Origin of the sequence: Chryseobacterium ginsengisoli, from assembly GCF_039542325.1 — a bacterium.
Lineage (GTDB): Bacteria > Bacteroidota > Bacteroidia > Flavobacteriales > Weeksellaceae > Chryseobacterium > Chryseobacterium ginsengisoli.
The window spans coordinates 14171-31418 of sequence record NZ_BAABHX010000002.1; the positions used below are offsets into that span (position 1 = coordinate 14171).

Genomic DNA, 17248 nt, shown 5'->3' on the forward strand with positions numbered 1-17248 from the left:
TTTTTAAATAGTTAAAGGAATAATTTGCTGTAAATCGCACGTTCCGGATTGTATGGAAGGGTCATTTTCTATAATTTTCTCAAGCGCATCGGCTTCAGAAGAACGGAGAATGGTACAAACTGCATTATCATTCATTACTTCACCATATTGCATCATTTCTACGCTACCTTTTAATCCTTTATAATATTCTTCATGAGATTTTAGGTTAAAGCCATTTAATTGTTTGAAAATCAATATTACTAAATGAGGTTCCTTATATTGTATCGGACAGATATTCATTGTATTAAAGTTTAATTTATTAATGATCGGAAATAATTACTTTTTGTGCGTTCGCGGATTTCTTTTTTATCCTTACAAATAACAAAAGAGGCATTGTCAATACGAAACACGCACCGAGAGCATAAAAAGAATCGAGATAACTAAGCATGGAAGTTTGTTTTACAACCTGAGCTTCTAATAATGCAATCGCTTTTGTATGAGCATCATAATAATTAAATCCTTTTGCCATAAAATAATTTACAGATTTATTGATTCTTTCCATGACATTGGTATCAGAGTAAGTTAAATGTGAAACCAGATCATTACGATGCACCCAAGTTCTCCGAACATAATATGTATTGATAATTGAAATTCCGAAAGAACCACCTAGTTGTCGCATCATATTATTTAAAGCTGCCCCTTGCGGAATATCTTTGGGCTCAAGGGAAGAAACAGCCATCGTTGTAAGCGGAACTGCGAGAAAAGCCATTCCGACAGATCTGAAAACCAGTGAAAAAGCAATATACTCTGCCGAAGCATCCAAACTCATGTGAGCCATGTGCCAATTGAAATAAATGAAAAGAATGTATCCCATCGCAACTATATAAATTGGTGATAATCCTTTCTGCATCAGTCTTCCGGAAATCATTAATGCTAAAACTGCGAGTAAAGCTCCGGGTAACATAATTTCTCCCGTTTGTAAGGGCGTAAAACCAAGCAGTCGTTGTGCAATAATAGGTGTAATGAAAATCGAACTGTATAATCCGACTCCTGTAATGAAGGTTAAAATTGCTGCAATGCTTAATGTTTTACTTTTTAAAACACTTAAATCAACGACAGGATTTGAAATTTTTAATTCCCAGTAAATAAAAACAGACAGTGAAATAATGGCTATAATCGTAAACCAAACAATATATCCCGTTGCAAACCAGTCTTCTGTTTCTCCTCTTTCCAAAACAGTTTGTAAAGTTCCAACTCCGATTGCGAGTAAGGCAATTCCGGTCCAGTCGATTTTTTTAACAATTGATTTTACCGGAGGTTCGGTCAAAAGGAAAAAGCATGAAACAATTGCAATTACTCCAACCGGAATATTCACAAAGAAAATCCACGGCCAGGAAAAATGATCTACTATATATCCTCCCAAAGTTGGTCCGATTGTAGGACCTGTGAAAACTCCGATTCCAAAGATTGCTCCAGCAACAGCTTGCTTTTCTTTTGGGAACTGCTCAAAAATGACCGCCTGTGAAACAGAAAGTAATGCTCCACCTCCTAAACCCTGAATGAATCTAAAGAGAACCAAAGTCCAGATATCATTGGAAAGACCACACATCACCGAACAAATGGTGAAAATGATAATAGAGCCGATGTAATAATTTCTTCGTCCCAGTTTTGCCGTTAAAAAACTTGTGATCGGAATAATGATCACATTTGCAATCGAATACGAAGTTACCACCCATGAAGTATCTTCAATTGTTGCTCCCAGATTTCCACTCATATGAGAAAGGGCAACATTTACAATGGTAGCATCTATAAGCTCCATTACAGCGGCTAAAAGAACCGTAAGAATCAATAAATTTCTTTTAAACATAATGTATTACAATATCTTCCGACTGGTAAAAACCATCCGAATTATTTAAAAATTTTATAAAAAATGAAGGCATAAAAATTCCCGGATACTCAATCTGATGATTGGTATTTCAGTGGTTTATTTCGAAAAAATTAAGTGCAAACTATAATTATGCAGTTTCCATAATGTGATCCATTCCCGGATATTTTGCAGATTGAAATGTTCTTCTGTAATCTGAAGGTGTTGTCATTAAATGTCTTAAGAAAATTCTTCTCATCGACACCAGTCCTCCAAGACCACATTGTTCAGCAATTCTTTCGATTGGGATCTCTGTATTTTCTAAAAATTTCCGGGCTTTTTCAACTCTCAGTTTTTCTATAAATTTTGCAGGCGAAACTCCTGTTTGTTTTGTAAAAACGCGTGTAAAGTTTCTGGGACTCATATTCATATAATCTGCAACCTGATTTACGTCAAGCCTTTCATGCAAATGTTCAGTAAGCCATAGTTGGGCTTTTTGTGCAATATGACCTGTTTCATATTCTTGGACAAGACTTCCAAATTGGGATTGAAGCCCTGGTCTGTTTAAATAAAATACCAATTTCCGGGCTACTTTTATTGCAATATCTTTCCCAAAATCGTGTTCCACTAAGGCAATAGAAAGATCAATTCCCGTTGTGACTCCGGCTGAAGTGAAAATATGTCCGTCGTCACTGTTTGTATAAAAAGGATTAGCATTCACTTTGATATTTGGATAAGCTTTTTTCATTCTTTCAGCTAAATACCAATGGGTTGTGGCTTTTCGTCCATCTAACATTCCCGCCTTTGCCAATGCAAATGCACCACCACAAATGGAAGCAATTCTTCGGGTATTTTCTTTATTTCTTTTTGACAGCCAATTGTAAAATTCCTGTAATGCTTTCTGACTCAACTCTCCAAAATCGTTTCCGGCAATAATTAATGTATCAATTTCGTCATTGAAGTCTAATATAGAATACTGACAATCAATACTGATTCCCGCTTCGGTAGTTATTTTTTTATTGGAAGCCGGAGAAACTATCAGAACTTCATAGCCGTTTTTAATTCCGGCTTCTTCCAAATATTTGTTTGCCTGCGAAAATACATCGGTTGGTCCGGCTAAATAAAGAAGTGTACTGCCCGTCATTGCGACAATGAGAACTTTTTTCTTTGCTTGGATTTGTAAGGCGTTTTCCATATCCTAATTTTACTGTGTAAAAGTATTAATTATCCAATTAGTCGCAAAGGACAAAAATTATACAGTTTAGGACAGGTCTTAAATTTAAAATAAAAAAACCGCTCTTTTTTAGAACGGTCAATATTTTTAATGTAATTATTATTAGCAGGTTGATTCGCAGGGAAGAAATTTAATAACAACCATTCCGTTCGATACGCATTCAATTCTGCAAAATATATTATTTACGGTATTTGCAATAGGTTTTACAAGTGGATCTAAAAAATCTAAAGATCCGGCAATGTCATCAAGTAAGCCGCTTCCTGAGATGGTCTTCATCTCTTTTCTGTTCAGTTTTTTTAAGTTTTTCATAAAAGTTTTTTGTGATGATTCTAAATTTCATAAAAAAGCCGCTCAAAATGAGCGGCTATGTTGTACCGTATTTTATTTTCTAGCAAGTAGCTGCTCCACAATTTAATACGTGTATTGAAACAACACCATTCAGTACACACTGTACTTGGCATAATCCACCTGTTAAAACTGTTACAGTTCCACTTACAGTAGCTCCTACTGTAGAACCAACACCGTTTACAGTGTTACCAACAACAGCACCAACACCGTTTAGGATACCTGTAGTAGCATTTACTGTACCAGTTACTACTCCAAATACGTTATCAAGAAGTCCAGCTCCTGAAATAGTTTTTAACTCGTTTCTGTTCAATTTTTTTAAGTTTTTCATGTGTAAAATATTTATATGATTAATACATCACTAAGATATGAAAAATTACAATATGCCAATATTATTTTGAAAAAAATACTAAAATATTTTTATGATTTAATATTTGATTAATATAATTGGTATTTTTTACATTTTTCATTTTATTGAATATCTATTTGATTTTCTTAAGATTAAAATTAATAATTCTAAAAAATAAAATGTTTTTTAATATTAATTTATTCTTTCATAATTCCCATGTTTTTGATAGTTTTTATGAAAAATGAATTCGATTTTATGATTTTAAAATTAATTTTTCGCAAATTTTATCATTAAAAATTCCTGCAAAGAGCGATTTTCAAAAAAAGTGTGAAAAAATTGAAAGTTTTTTGAAGGTAAAAAGCAAAACAACCTCCCGTTTTTGAGAAGTTGTTTTAGCTAAATATTTATTAATGGTAAGTTTCCTTATTAGCAATCAGTCTTTGTTCTTATAGTTGCTGATTCCTTTGAACTGATGATAAGAATCTTTTATATTCTTTAGATGTTCCGAAACTATATCCAAGCTGTTTTCACTCAAATTTCCAGTATCAATAGCATTTTGATAAGCATCGATTGCCGCATTTTCTCCGAAAATAACATTTTCTAAAGTAGATTCTTCCGTATTTCCTATCGTGAAAGAGTTTTTAATATCAATCCACGTTCTGTGAAGAGCTCCAGCAACAGATGATGTATCGCTGGCTTTTTCTCCATTTTCCTGAATAAGATCGATCAGTTCATTTTTCATGATCTTAGATTGTGTGATCATTCTGTCGTAATCATCTTTTACATCAGGATATTTTTCCCAGATTTTCCCTTCGACTTTCGAAAATCCCTGAATTCGGTCATTGGTAATGTGAAGCAAATCATTTAAAACAGATACTTCTTCTTGATTTTTCATAATTAAATATTTTGTGGTTTCTGAAAATTGTGCAAGAATTGTACCTTATATATAATGTAAGATTTTAGGCAGATTGAATTAGTAATTCATAAATTTCAAAAAAGAAAAATTAGGATCACGCATTTCTATTTCATTCTCGCTCGACTCGGATTGCGCTTCTTTTGCGTAGATGAACATCTTTTCTTCATAATCAAAAACAGCTTGCTCAATTGTTTCAAACCTCCCGTTTGTAAGATTTTCAGATAAATTCAAAGCATCTACCAATCCGATATTTACGCCTTGTCCGGCAAATGGCGGCATTAAATGTGCTGCATCACCAATCAAAGTTATCGGTAAAGGACGATCAGTTTTCCAGGGTTTTCCAATAGAAAGTTTTCTCGTAGGTAATCCTACAAAAAATGTCGTCGCTTTGAATAATTCCTGATAAATTTCACCCCAATCCGAAAGTTTATGCGAAAGAAATTCTAAAACTTCTTCATTATTGTTAGAATTTAATTGAACTCCATTATTCCAATCTTCGGGTATTTTGAAAATGACACCATACGTTAAAGCTCCATTATTAAAAGGATTGGCAACCAATAAATTTCCGTTATGAGAATTCATCAATCTTTTTCCGTCGCATAATTTGAAAAATTCAGGACAATTGATTTCCGGTTGAGGAACATCTCCCTGAAGAATAAAAGTTCCTGTATCTTCCACCGTATTAGACGTAACGTAATTTCTTACTTTCGACATTCCGCCATTGGCAACAATCACAAAATCGGCAGTTTCATCAGAATTGTTTTCGAATTGCAACCGCCATTTTCCATTGTTTTCATCAAGACTGATCAATTTTCTGTCCCAAATTACAGTATCGTCTTTCAGGCTTTCAAGCAAGATTTTTCTTAGATCATTTCTGTTAATTTCAGGATTATCAAACTGGTTTTCAGGTGTTATTTCTGTTGAAGCTATTATATTACCTTCTTTATCGGCGAAATTGATAGCCATCGGAATTGAATTTTCATAATATTTTTCCAGCAATCCGGCTTTCTTTAATGCTTCTTGCCCGGAAGTTTTGTGAAGATCAAGAGTTCCGCCCCAAATTCTTGCATGAGGATCTTTATCTCTTTCAAAAACAAGCACTTCTACTCCATTTTGCTGCAGTAATTTTGCCATTGTTAAGCCAACAGGTCCGGCTCCTATAATTGCAACTTTTTTATCTTTCAGTAAATTGTTCATTTAATTTGTATTAATTAGATGACAAAATTCTGAAATCTATTAATCTTAGGATTGTAAAAATGCGACAAAATCGCTGTCGGAAATTTGTTCTTTCTTTGCTTTTTGCGCAAATTTTGCGGGTGTCGTTCCGCTGTATCGCTTGAATTCTTTGCTTAAATGTGCTTGATCCGTATAACCTAATTCTATCGCCAGTTCAGCAAGATTGGAATTCGGTTTGAGCCATAATTGATTTCTCACCTGTTCAAAACGCATTAAGCCGGAAACGTCTTTCACAGTATGACCGGAAGATTGTTTAAACTTCCTTTCAAGTGTACGAACTGTAGAATGAGCCGCGTCCGCAACCTGACTTACGGAAATTGTTCCGTTCGCTTTTCGCATCGCAACTCCAGCTTTATATAATGAACTGTCGGTCGGAATTTTAGAATGTATATTTGTAAAATATTCTTTTATAAGATGAATAGCTTCTTCAATCTTATTTTCATTAATAAATTGAGTTAAAGCAGAGTGAAGTTCTGCAATTGGATGTTCAAAAACAGAAACCCCGTTTTTATTGGAAACTAATCCGAGCAAATCAAAAACCGTCCAGGGAAAACATCTTACAGCAATGATTTGCAACCGATTTTTAGTGTAAAAATGCACAGGCTCGTTGAGTAAACCTACTAAAAAAGGTGAAGGTAATTCTTGTAAAATTTCATCATGATAAATACTGCAGCCATTTCCGAAATGAAAAATAATTTCTGCATTACCATCCGGAATTACTTCAAAACTTGTTTCCGTTGCTCCGAAATTCGAGTCATTGTACCAAAAACATTTTATAGAATCTTTGAGTTGTTCCGGCGGTTCAAATTCTTGGTGAATGGTGTTGTAAGGTTTCATCTTTCTGAGGTTTTCTTAATCTAAATTAATCATTAAATATTGGGTTAAACAATTAATCAAAAATATTATTGTCGTATTTTTGTCAGTATACGTTCAATATTCAAAACGATTGTAATTAATGAATACTTTAAACACCAAAAATCCTCACAAAATAAAAGCTGTTTTCTTCGATATCGACGGAACTTTGATTAGTTTTAAAACAGGAAAAATTCCCGAAAGCACACAAAAAGCATTAGAAAAACTTCGTGAAAACGGAATCAAAGTAATTGTAGCAACAGGGCGTTCTATCAGTAGTTTGCATCATATTCAACATTTGGAATTTGATGGATTTATTACATTTAATGGTGGCTATTGTGCTACAGCTTCCAAAGAATTGATCTCCAAATATACAATTGATCCTGAAGATATTCAGAATTTAATCGATCACGCGGAGAATTTTCCTTTAAGTTATTCATTAATGTATGAAAATAAAGTTGAGATCAATGATGCAACTCCTGAAGTTGTAGGAATGTATGCTCATGTTAACCTTCCTGTTCCACCGATCCATGATAAAGAAAATATTGATAAAGAAAATGTACTTCAGGCAAATATTTTTCTAAGACCTGAAGCTGAAGCGGAATTTATGCATAAAGTAATGCCCAAAAGTATTGCATCAAGATGGACTCCTCTATTTGCGGACGTAAATCCGGGTGGAATCAGCAAAAAAGTTGGAATAGAAACTTTTTGTGAACATTTTGGAATTGATGTTTCTGAGACAATGGCTTTCGGAGATGGTGGAAACGATATTTCGATGCTGAAATTTGTAAAAATTGGAGTTGCGATGGGAAATGCAAATGATATTGTAAAAGAAATCTCAGATTTTATCACCGAAGAAGTTGATGATCACGGAATTGAAAAGGCATTAATTCATTTCGGAATTATTTAATTTTCAAGCTTTTAAATTGCATGAAATTGATCATAATTGATTTTGTGGTATTTATTTTTAATATGATTTATCTAAAAAGGCACAATATGTGTATATATTAAATCAAATCACTTAAAAATATTTAGTCATGAGAAGTATATTATGGTTAGTCGCAGTCATTTGTATTGTGGTATGGCTTTTAGGAATGTTGGGCGTTGTACCTGGAATCAGTACAGGTTATTTACTTCATGTATTACTTGTAATTGCAATTATTGTAATACTTTATAACCTTATAACAGGACGAAAACCCCTCGATTAGATCAATGTAAAAAACTGAAGATAGAAAGCTGGAAATGGGAAAACATAAATTCTTAATTTCCAGCTTTTTTATTAATTGATTGATTGATTGATTGATTGATTGATCAAAAATCTTCTGCAATTTCTTACAGAAGATTTAAATAAACGATGATAAAAATTAGATTTAATTCAAACTTGTTTTTCGGAACTCCAAAGGTTTCATTCCAGTTTGTTTCTTAAAAAGACGTGTAAAATAAGAAGCGTTTTCAAATCCTAATTGATAGGCGATTTCAGATACTCCTTTCTCTCCTATTCTGAGTAAATTTTTAGCTTCTGAAATTAAAAATATATGAATAAGCTCGATTGCAGTTTTGCCGGATTCCTGCTTTAAAAGATCACTTAAGTAACGAGGCGAAATTGCCAGTTGATCAGCAATATAGCCAACATTAGGTAATCCTATTTTTTCGAAATTTCCTTCGTTAATATATTTTTTTAATTCTTCATTGAATTTTGACGTAATTTTTCCCGTTACCTGAGAACGATCGATAAACTGTCTCTTATAAAAACGCTGAGAATATTTTAAAATAGATGAAACATGACTTAAAATGATCTCTCTACTGTATTCATCAGGGTTATTTAAATATTCGGTCTGAATTTTTTCATGAAGTTCGAAAATGATCTGTTCTTCTTTTGGTGAAAGGTGAATTGCTTCCGTTACATCATAATCAAAGAAACCGTATTGCTCGATGGTTTTAAATAATTCATGACCGTTTAAATAATCAGGATCGATCATCAGCATAAAACCACGTTCTTCAAACTCAAGATCCTTCATTTCAATCACCTGTCTTGGTTTTGTGAAGAACATACAACCGTTATCGTGATCATATTGGGTTCTTCCATACATAAAAACCCCGGACTTTATTTTTTTAAAAGCAATAATATAAGAATCCGTTGTAAATTCCTGATTTCCCAAAGTACAGCCGGAAAGGCAGCCAACTAAACCCAAAAGCGGATGTTGAGGCGCCTCCCAAAGATTTCCCGAATGAAGTTCCGTAATGGTTTTATAATGTTTCATTGGAGTTTTTTAAATTTAATTAAAGACCAAATTTAATGGATAGAATTTACTTTAACTTCAAAATGTTATCATTAAAATCTATATCAAATATTAACGACCATGAGCTGCAATGCTTACGTCTTTCCACTCTTCGATGTCTTTTAATCGGTTTGTATAGACTTCATTCATAGAATGATAAGCTATTTTTCCGAATAATAATCTTAATGGAGGATTTTCACTGTCTACAACTTTTAAGATGGGTTCGACGGTAGCATTTGGATCTCCCCAAATATCAGAACTGTTTGTTCCTTCCGCAAAACCTTCACGTACAGGATTGTAATCTGCTATGTCTGAAGTAGTTTGTGCCGCTGAAGCTCCTGCCCATTCTGTAGAGAAACCATTAGGTTCGATCAAAGTGAATTTTATTCCTAAATGTGCCACTTCTGATGCAATTGTTTCGCTTAAACCTTCTACTGCAAATTTTGAAGCATTATATAAACCTAACATTGGAAGCGTTGTTAATCCCAAGAAACTGGAAACCTGAATAATATGACCGCTTTTTTGAGCTCTCATCACCGGAAGAACCGCCTGAGTTACCCAAAGTAATCCGAAAAAGTTGGTTTCCATCTGAGCTCTTGCCTGTTCTTCTGTCGTTTCTTCAACCGTTCCGAAAAGTCCGTAACCTGCATTATTGATCAGAATATCAATGCCTCCGAAATGATTCTTAATTGTTTCAACTGCATTTTTTACGTCATCTTTTTTGGTAACATCCAATTGAACCGGAAGAATATTGTCCCCATATTTTTCAACCAAATCGTCCAGCGCTGAAATATTTCTTGCCGAAGCTGCCACTTTATCGCCTCTTTTTAAAAAAGCTTCTGCCCATAATTTTCCGAAACCTCTAGATGCACCTGTAATAAAAACTGTTTTTGCCATTATTTTTAATGTTTTTGTTGTTAAAAATTTTATTGTTTGATTTTGATATGACAAAGGTATTTCAGAGTATGGCTGAAGTTGTAGCACATTTTCGCGGAATAATAGCACAGAATTACGCGAGAATATTTTTTATTGTAAAATTTTTAAATAATTAAAAAAAGTAAAGCCCGAAAAATAACTTTCCGGGCTTTACTTTTTATGTTTACAGGATTATTTTTTACCTCCTGTTGCTCCCAATTTAGACTTTACAGCTGGTGTAATATCTTCACCTCCATCCATATAAGCGATATTGTTGTTACCTTGTGAAGCAGAAACATCAAATACATAAGCCAATCCTTTTTCTTTCGCTACTGCAGAAATTGTAGTTGCTACTTTTTGTTGAATAGGCGTAAATAATTCCCCTTGCTTTTTAGAAACATCCTGAGCTGCTTTTGTACGAGCTTCTTCAATACTTTTTCCTAAGGTTTGCAATTCAGTTTGTGCTGCTGTTAATTCTTTAATAACAGATTCTTTGTTTGCCTCACTGATCGTTTTTTCTTTATCCTGAGCTGCTTTAAGCTTAGTTTGATATGATGTGATCATTTTTTCGATCTCAGCTTGTTTTGTTTTAGTAAAAGTATCCAAAGATGCTTCTGCAGTTTTCGCTTCCGGAAGATTATTGAAAACTTCGTCAGAGTTTACATGACCTATTTTTTGCTGTGCACTTACTAAGTTTGAAGTCAGGAAAAGTCCTGCTGCTAAAGAAAATGTTGTGATTAACTTTTTCATCTTATTATTTATTTTTAAATTTTATCTGTTTTAAAAGTCTGCAAATATAATAAATATAACTAAATGCCTAGTTATATATTAATGAAAAGAAGCCCGGAAAGAATATCCGGACCTCACTTTGAAAGAATCTAATAAATCTATATGTAGTAAATAATGAAATATTAATTAAAAATTATATCGAATTCCCAACTGTGCCTGGAATCTCGATGCAAACTGATCGATCGTATAAGGCAATCCCGGTGTTGTAAAATTATACGTTGGATCTCCTGCAGAAGGCTGTCCTGTTGCTACATTTCCAACTTTCGTTAAACCAACACTCGCTGTTGAATTGAAAGTGTTTGGCACGAAGTATACTTTACCCCAGTCTTTGTTCAGTAAATTTGTTAAGTTGATGATACTTAATGAAATCTGAATCGTGTTTTTAGATTTTTCGCTTAATCTGATCTCATCCATAATTCTAAAATCCGCCTGAATATTCCAAGGAGTGAAATCTCCGTTTCTTTCCGTGAATTTTCCTCTTCTGCTGCTTAAATATTCGTTGCTGTTGATAAATTTTTCGTAATCTGCAACCTGTTGAGCTGTTGTAACTAAAATATTTCCTGAACCGTCTTTTATCGGAGCAATATATTTTGTTGCTTCAGCTGCGTCTTTGAAAATGTAGGCTAAACCTGCTGCCTGTCCTGTATTGGCGATCGTACTGTTTACAAATCCCCAAGAAAAAGGATTTCCTGACTGAGCATTAAAATAAACGTTCGCTGATATTCTATTTGACTCAGAAAGCGGTAAGGTATATCCAACATTCGCTACAACTCTATTCTTTATCGCAAAGTTTGAAGTTGTCAATTTAGGATCATTCGGTGTCAGAGATTGGTTCATTTGCCAGTTACTTTCCATCGAATTTCTGATACCGTTTGTGATGTCTTTTGCGTCTCCGTAAGTGTACGCAACAAAGAAATTTAACCCAAAATTATACGACTTTTGAAGTTGTGCCGTCAAATTGTATCTGTATCCTTCTTTGGTGTTCGAAAGCATATACGCATTCGAGAAGTTACTGTTGATATTTGTTGTGTAAATCGGCATTTCGTGATTGGTATCATAACTGAAATAAGTCACATTATCCGTTTTATTAACCTGTTGGAATTTTAAATCGTATAAAACTTTAGTATAAATTCCTTCCAATGTCAGTTTATATCCTGAAACAGTATAATCGAAGGCTAATGAACTTCTCCAGACTCTTGGCATTTTAAAGTTATTATCAATTAAATCCACCTGTACTTTTGAAGAATTCTGCCATTTCGGGAAATTTCCGCTTGATAAAGGATCTCCGTTTGCTGCCAATTGAGCGGCTGTCGGCGCATTGTAATCATAACTTCCGAAACCAACTCCGTCATTATAATAAGCATAACCCAACCAGGCAAAAGGAATTCTTCCCACAAAAATTCCTGATCCTCCTCTCATCACCAAAGATCTATCTTGAGTAAGATCTAGATTAAATCCTAATCTTGGGGAAATTGTAGGCTTGTTAAGATAATCGTTTGTAAGCTGGCTTAAAGGTGTGTAAGTATAGGTATTTCCATAATTTGGATCTGCCGGAGAATTATTTACAGCCGGGCTTAAAAGCGGTTTATTTGGTAAATCTGTATAATCTACTCTCACTCCGGGAGTTAATCTTAATCTGCCCCAATTGATTTCATCCTGAAAATAAGCAGATAACAAATTAACTTTATACTGAGCATAAGGATTATTAAATATATCATCTCTGCTTGCACCATTAAAAGGATATGTCCCTCTGATTCTTGCCGGATTTGAATTATAAAAATCATTTAAACTTTTATAAGAAATTCTTCCGTTAAGAGCATTTACAAAGCCGTAATCGATATTATATAATTCGTTGTGGGTTCCTAATAAAAATGTGTGATGACCTGCTTTATATGTTAAATTGTCAGTAATTTCAAAAGTTTTCTGCTTCATATTGAAAACCGTTGCTTCCCTGTCGTTTCCTAATAAAATTGTTCCTCCGTTGTAAGCAATTTCAACTTGTGGGAACATTGCGTTTTGAGAAGTAGGATCTCTGTAATCGTGGATCGAAGAATATCCTAAAATCAAGTTGTTGTTCCATTTGTCATTAAAACGGCTCTTCAATTCTAAAGTTGTTGTAGAAGAAGTGTTTTTCTGAACAAAATCCATGCTTGCAAAACGGAAATTAGCACCGTCTCTTTCCAGGTTTGAAGCTTGTGAGAAAACTGTATTGTTTTTAATGGACAACGTATGTTTGTCATTGATTTTCCAGTCTAATTTGTTGAAAAGCTTTCCGCTTTCGGAGAAATTGTTGTAATTATTAAAACTTCCAACATCAAAACCGTATTTATTTTTTACAAAATTTGAAATCTGCTGAGCAACATCATTGCTTACCAAAGCTCCTTGATCTCCTGCATTATAAAAAACAGGATCTGTTCTTTTTGTATATTCGATATTACTGAATAAGAATAGTTTATCCTTTACAACAGGCAATCCTACTCTTCCACCATAGATAAAATCCTGGAAAGAACTTGGCATTTTAGAATTGTCACCAACTCTGTTATTTCCTGTGATCGAGGCATTTCTACCGTACATATACAAAGATCCTTCCACGTTATTACTCCCGCTTCTTGTAACAGCATTAATACTTCCGCCTAAGAAATTTCCTAATTTTACATCATAAGGAGCGATATAAACCTGCACATCCTGAATAGCATCTAAACTGATGGAATTCGAACGCGTACTGCTTCCCGGCATTCCCGAAGTTCCTGTTTGTCCGCCTAAAGATGGGCTGAATCCAATCGCATCATTGTTAATAGAACCGTCAATTGTTACGTTATTATAACGGAAATTTGTTCCGTTGAAGGAGTTATTGGCACTTTGGGGAACGAGCTTTGTAACATCCTGAATTCCACGATTGATATTTGGAAGTCCTGAAATCTGTGCTTGGCTGATTCCTACCCCGAATTTTGCTGCGGTTGTTCTTTTGGAAGTCAGTTTTACTTCATCAATTACCTTTTCTTTATTTCCAACTTCTACCACCGGAAGATCGTTATTCCCTAATGACAGTTGAACATTGCTGTTGGAATAAACCACATTTGAACCATCCATTACCTCAATTGTATAAGGTCCTCCAGGTTGTAAATTGTCTAAACTAAACTGTCCGTTTTTGTTAGTTTTGGTTTCAAAACTGCTGTTGGTCGGAACGTGGATTACTTTGATGGTCATTTCGGAAGTTGTTCCTTTTAATCTCCCGAAAATTTTAGAGCTGGTTTCCTGCGAGAAGGCAAGACTGAAAGATAATAATGCAATAGCACAGATTATTTTTTTCATTTTTTTATACTTCAAAATTGTATTGCAAAATTATTTCGAAGTGCATTCCCATTGCGTTAACATACAGATAACATTACATAACAAAATGCTTAACATTTCCTTAAAAAAAAATTAAAAAGATTTATTTGGATATGTTGTTTTAATACTTTTTAGCAGCTGAATTCATTAAAATATGAATGTTAATCGGTGTTTTGGGCTTTAATTTTTATTTAAGTTTTTCTTAATGTTAAGTTTCTGATAATAATCTATTTGATCTACATTCTGTTTTTGATCATTTTTCCCAGCGTTTCAATATCGCTTTCAACACGGTCGGTCCATTCTAAGGCATAATTAAGACGCATACAATTCTGAAACTGATTGTGCTGAGAAAACATTCTTCCGGGAGCGAAATTTATTTTCCTGCTTAAAGCTTCATTATAAAGCTCTTCAGTGCAGATTTTTTTATCAAGTTCGAGCCAAAGCATAAATCCGCCTTTCGGTTCAGACATTTTTGTATTATCCGGAAAATAGGTATTAATTGCTCTTTGAATTTGTAAATAATTTCCATAAAGCTTCTGCCTGAAACTTTTCAAATGATGATCATAACGTCCGTGTTCCAGAAAATCAGCAATTACATCTGAGTAAAAAGAAGGACTGCAAACTGTCTGAATCAATTTTTGTCGAATGATTTTGTCTTTAAATTTTCCCGGGGCAACCCAGCCAATTCTATAACCCGGAGCTAAAACTTTAGTAACAGAATTCACCCACATCACCAAACCGGCTTCATCATAATATTTGCAGGGTTTTGGTCTTTCCGAACCAAAATAAACGTTGCCGTAGATATCATCTTCAATCAGAGGAACATTAAATTCTGTGATTAATCGTACCAGTTCTTTTTTATTTTCATCAGGCATTTGAAAACCTAGAGGGTTATTAAAATCAGTCACGAAACAACAGGCTGAAATCGTTGGTAAAACTTTTTTCAAAGCATCGAGATCAACGCCATAAACAGGATGTGTAGGAATTTCCACAGCTTTTAAACCTAATAATTGAATGGCCTGTAAAATTCCAAAATAAACAGGACTTTCCACTGCGACAGAATCTCCGGGTTTTGTAACTGCCATCAGACAATTGTAGATCGCGTTCATCGCCCCGGAAGTAATGACCAGATCATCTTCAGTTATTTTTCCTTCCAAAACCAATGTCCATTTTGCAATTTCCCGACGCAGGTGTTCATTTCCCTGAACGGGTTCATAGGCAGTTCCGCTGTCCTTTTTATTTTTAGCAACATTAATGATCGATTTTTTCATCTTTGCCAACGGAAGAAAATTATCTCCGGGAATTCCCAAAGCAAACTGTGTAATATCGGGTTTTGAGATCGTATCAAAAACTTTTTTCAACAGATCTTCATCCATTTTTTCTTTCTCGGATATATTGATCGTGGATATAGAAGGAAGTGCTAATTTTCTTTGTGAAGTCTGACTTACAAAATACCCGAATTTTGGTTTCGATTCTACCAATGATAAGCTTTCCAGTTCCATATAAGCTTGTTTCACAGTATTTAAACTTACGTTATACAATTTTTGGGCACTTCGAAGTGACGGCAATCTGTCTCCAAATTGCAGAGTTCCGCTTTGAATTTGCTTGGCAACAGCTTTTGCGATCTTGAGATACAATATATCTTTAGCCATGAAGAATTTGAAAATTTTTAATAAATATATAGTTTTAGAATTAAATTAATAATTAAATATTCAGCCAATCGATCATCTGGATAATGCTGCTTTTTAATTGCTCGACATCTCTAAAATTTGCAGAATTATTTTGTCTGAAGTAACTTTCTGCGTTTTTTTCGAAACCTGCTCTTTCATTAATTGTTAAGTCTGAGTTCTGATAAATTTGAAAATCAATTTTATTATCTTTAATAAAAAGACTTGCAAATGCAGCAATGTTACTTCCTTTTTTCAAGATAAGAAATGGAATTCCAAAATTTTCATTTACAGATTCTAATTTAAAAATCTCCAGAAAAATATTTTTTAATTGAGGAATATCAGAAATGTAAACTTCTGCATATTGACTTCTTTGTTGAGTTTTGTAATCCGTTTCCATAATCATTGCTTATTTATGAAACAAATGTATTGAGTATAAAAATTTAGACACAGATACAGAATGTATTATTTTTATGGATACAGAAAATTATTTATATTGAATCAAAATAAAATACCAATGATAATTTTCACAGCCATTAATTAATATTTAAAAATTTATTTTTCGAATTAAATTGGAATTTGAGCTTTTTAATATTAAAACAATAATATTCTGTAATTTTACCCTGATTTTAAGATAAAATGGCAAAAACGGAAATCCTTATTCATAAAGATGAACTCGAAGCGATCGGCATCGAAATCGTTGCTATTGAACAACTCGACTTCAGAGAACAAGTTCCGCATCGGGACGACCATTTTATGTTGATCATTCAGGAAAAGGGAAATTTTGTATGGGAACTGGATTTCAGGGAAATTACTTTATCTGGAAGTTCGGCTTGTTATATTGCTCCGGGGCAGGTTCACAGATATCTTAATCAGGAAATTAATAAAGGTTGGTTCGTTTTTATCGAAACGGCTTTGATATCTAAAACTTATCTTGAAATTTTTAATACATATCTTAATTCAAATCAAGCAGTTCCAATTTCTAAGAGTAATGAGATTTTTAATTTTCTCCCTGTTTTTGAAAATATTCTTAAAAATATAAAGGAAACTTTCAGAGAATCAATTGTTAATTCCTTGACGGATAGTTTAATTGGAATGTTTATTCAAAATTTAATTCAAAATCAAAATTCAGGAAATCTGATCGGGGACAAAAATATAAAACCGTCATCGAATTTAAACAAATGATTCAAATTCATTATAAGGAGCTAAAACAGGTGAAAGAATATGCATCTTTATTGAATATTACGCCACTTTATTTAAATGAAATAGTAAAAGAAATCACAGGGTTTTCTGCAAGTCACTGGATTCATCAGGAAATTATTCTGGAAGCTCAAAGACTTTTGTATTATACAGATTTGGATATTAAACAGATTGCTTTTCAACTGGGTTATGAAGATCATGCCTATTTTTCAAGATTTTTTAAAAAGAATACAGGAAATACAGCTTCTCAGTTTAGAGAAAGGAAACCATTATTTGTCCAATAACAACCTTTT

18 protein-coding genes are annotated in these 17248 nt (G+C 33.6%); 4 read left to right on the forward strand and 14 right to left on the reverse strand.

Features of this window, described 5'->3' with window-relative positions; genetic code table 11:
* Positions 1-3: 3 nt before the first annotated feature.
* The 8 genes from ABD940_RS05080 to ABD940_RS05115 all read right to left on the reverse strand — a co-directional run bounded on the left by ABD940_RS05080 (position 4) and on the right by ABD940_RS05115 (position 6760).
* A complete protein-coding gene (locus ABD940_RS05080; protein WP_345200739.1) occupies positions 4-279 on the reverse strand; it encodes a hypothetical protein in 276 nt (91 codons plus the stop codon).
* 19 nt (positions 280-298) lie between these two features.
* Complete coding sequence (locus ABD940_RS05085; protein ID WP_345200740.1) at positions 299-1846, reverse strand: DHA2 family efflux MFS transporter permease subunit; 1548 nt, start codon at positions 1844-1846, stop codon at positions 299-301.
* A gap of 148 nt (positions 1847-1994) precedes the next feature.
* The gene (locus tag ABD940_RS05090; protein WP_345200741.1) at positions 1995-3038 is read right to left on the reverse strand and encodes a GlxA family transcriptional regulator; all 1044 of its coding nucleotides are present in this window, start codon (positions 3036-3038) and stop codon (positions 1995-1997) included.
* Positions 3039-3179: 141 nt separating this feature from the next.
* The gene (locus ABD940_RS05095) at positions 3180-3386 is read right to left on the reverse strand and encodes a bacteriocin-like protein (RefSeq protein ID WP_345200742.1); all 207 of its coding nucleotides are present in this window, start codon (positions 3384-3386) and stop codon (positions 3180-3182) included.
* 79 nt (positions 3387-3465) lie between these two features.
* The gene (locus ABD940_RS05100; protein WP_425550356.1) at positions 3466-3753 is read right to left on the reverse strand and encodes a bacteriocin-like protein; all 288 of its coding nucleotides are present in this window, start codon (positions 3751-3753) and stop codon (positions 3466-3468) included.
* Between the two features lie 451 nt (positions 3754-4204).
* Positions 4205-4666 carry a PA2169 family four-helix-bundle protein gene (locus tag ABD940_RS05105; RefSeq protein ID WP_345200744.1) on the reverse strand — a complete coding sequence of 154 codons (462 nt, stop codon included), beginning with the start codon at positions 4664-4666 and terminating at the stop codon, positions 4205-4207.
* Between the two features lie 78 nt (positions 4667-4744).
* Positions 4745-5884: an FAD-dependent oxidoreductase gene (locus tag ABD940_RS05110; protein WP_345200746.1), complete on the reverse strand. Its 1140-nt coding sequence runs from the start codon at positions 5882-5884 to the stop codon at positions 4745-4747.
* 45 nt (positions 5885-5929) lie between these two features.
* Positions 5930-6760 carry a helix-turn-helix domain-containing protein gene (locus ABD940_RS05115; protein ID WP_345200747.1) on the reverse strand — a complete coding sequence of 277 codons (831 nt, stop codon included), beginning with the start codon at positions 6758-6760 and terminating at the stop codon, positions 5930-5932.
* A gap of 118 nt (positions 6761-6878) precedes the next feature.
* Here ABD940_RS05115 and ABD940_RS05120 point away from each other — a divergent pair, with 118 nt between their 5' ends.
* Entirely contained in the window at positions 6879-7685 is an 807-nt protein-coding gene (locus tag ABD940_RS05120; protein WP_345200749.1) for a Cof-type HAD-IIB family hydrolase, read from the forward strand.
* Positions 7686-7812: 127 nt separating this feature from the next.
* Positions 7813-7983 (forward strand): lmo0937 family membrane protein, encoded by a 171-nt coding sequence (locus ABD940_RS05125; RefSeq protein WP_345200750.1) that lies wholly within the window; start codon positions 7813-7815, stop codon positions 7981-7983.
* 162 nt (positions 7984-8145) lie between these two features.
* On the opposite strand, the gene ABD940_RS05130 is transcribed toward ABD940_RS05125, so the two are convergent.
* The 6 genes from ABD940_RS05130 to ABD940_RS05155 all read right to left on the reverse strand — a co-directional run bounded on the left by ABD940_RS05130 (position 8146) and on the right by ABD940_RS05155 (position 16155).
* Positions 8146-9036 carry a helix-turn-helix domain-containing protein gene (locus ABD940_RS05130; protein WP_345200751.1) on the reverse strand — a complete coding sequence of 297 codons (891 nt, stop codon included), beginning with the start codon at positions 9034-9036 and terminating at the stop codon, positions 8146-8148.
* Between the two features lie 90 nt (positions 9037-9126).
* Positions 9127-9951 (reverse strand): oxidoreductase, encoded by an 825-nt coding sequence (locus tag ABD940_RS05135; RefSeq protein WP_345200752.1) that lies wholly within the window; start codon positions 9949-9951, stop codon positions 9127-9129.
* A 210-nt stretch (positions 9952-10161) separates the two neighbouring features.
* Entirely contained in the window at positions 10162-10719 is a 558-nt protein-coding gene (locus ABD940_RS05140) for an OmpH/Skp family outer membrane protein (protein WP_345200753.1), read from the reverse strand.
* Between the two features lie 165 nt (positions 10720-10884).
* On the reverse strand, positions 10885-14070 hold the full coding sequence (locus ABD940_RS05145) for a TonB-dependent receptor (protein WP_345200755.1): 3186 nt from the start codon (positions 14068-14070) through the stop codon (positions 10885-10887).
* 254 nt (positions 14071-14324) lie between these two features.
* Complete coding sequence (locus ABD940_RS05150; protein ID WP_345200757.1) at positions 14325-15740, reverse strand: aminotransferase-like domain-containing protein; 1416 nt, start codon at positions 15738-15740, stop codon at positions 14325-14327.
* 52 nt (positions 15741-15792) lie between these two features.
* On the reverse strand, positions 15793-16155 hold the full coding sequence (locus tag ABD940_RS05155) for a hypothetical protein (RefSeq protein WP_345200758.1): 363 nt from the start codon (positions 16153-16155) through the stop codon (positions 15793-15795).
* 239 nt (positions 16156-16394) lie between these two features.
* Between ABD940_RS05155 and ABD940_RS05160 the strand changes: the two genes are divergently transcribed.
* Positions 16395-16940, forward strand: a complete 546-nt coding sequence (locus ABD940_RS05160) for an AraC family ligand binding domain-containing protein (RefSeq protein ID WP_345200759.1) — start codon at positions 16395-16397, stop codon at positions 16938-16940.
* Positions 16937-17239: a helix-turn-helix domain-containing protein gene (locus ABD940_RS05165; protein ID WP_345200761.1), complete on the forward strand. Its 303-nt coding sequence runs from the start codon at positions 16937-16939 to the stop codon at positions 17237-17239. The genes ABD940_RS05160 and ABD940_RS05165 overlap by 4 nt, the downstream gene beginning before the upstream one ends.
* Positions 17240-17248 lie beyond the last annotated feature (9 nt).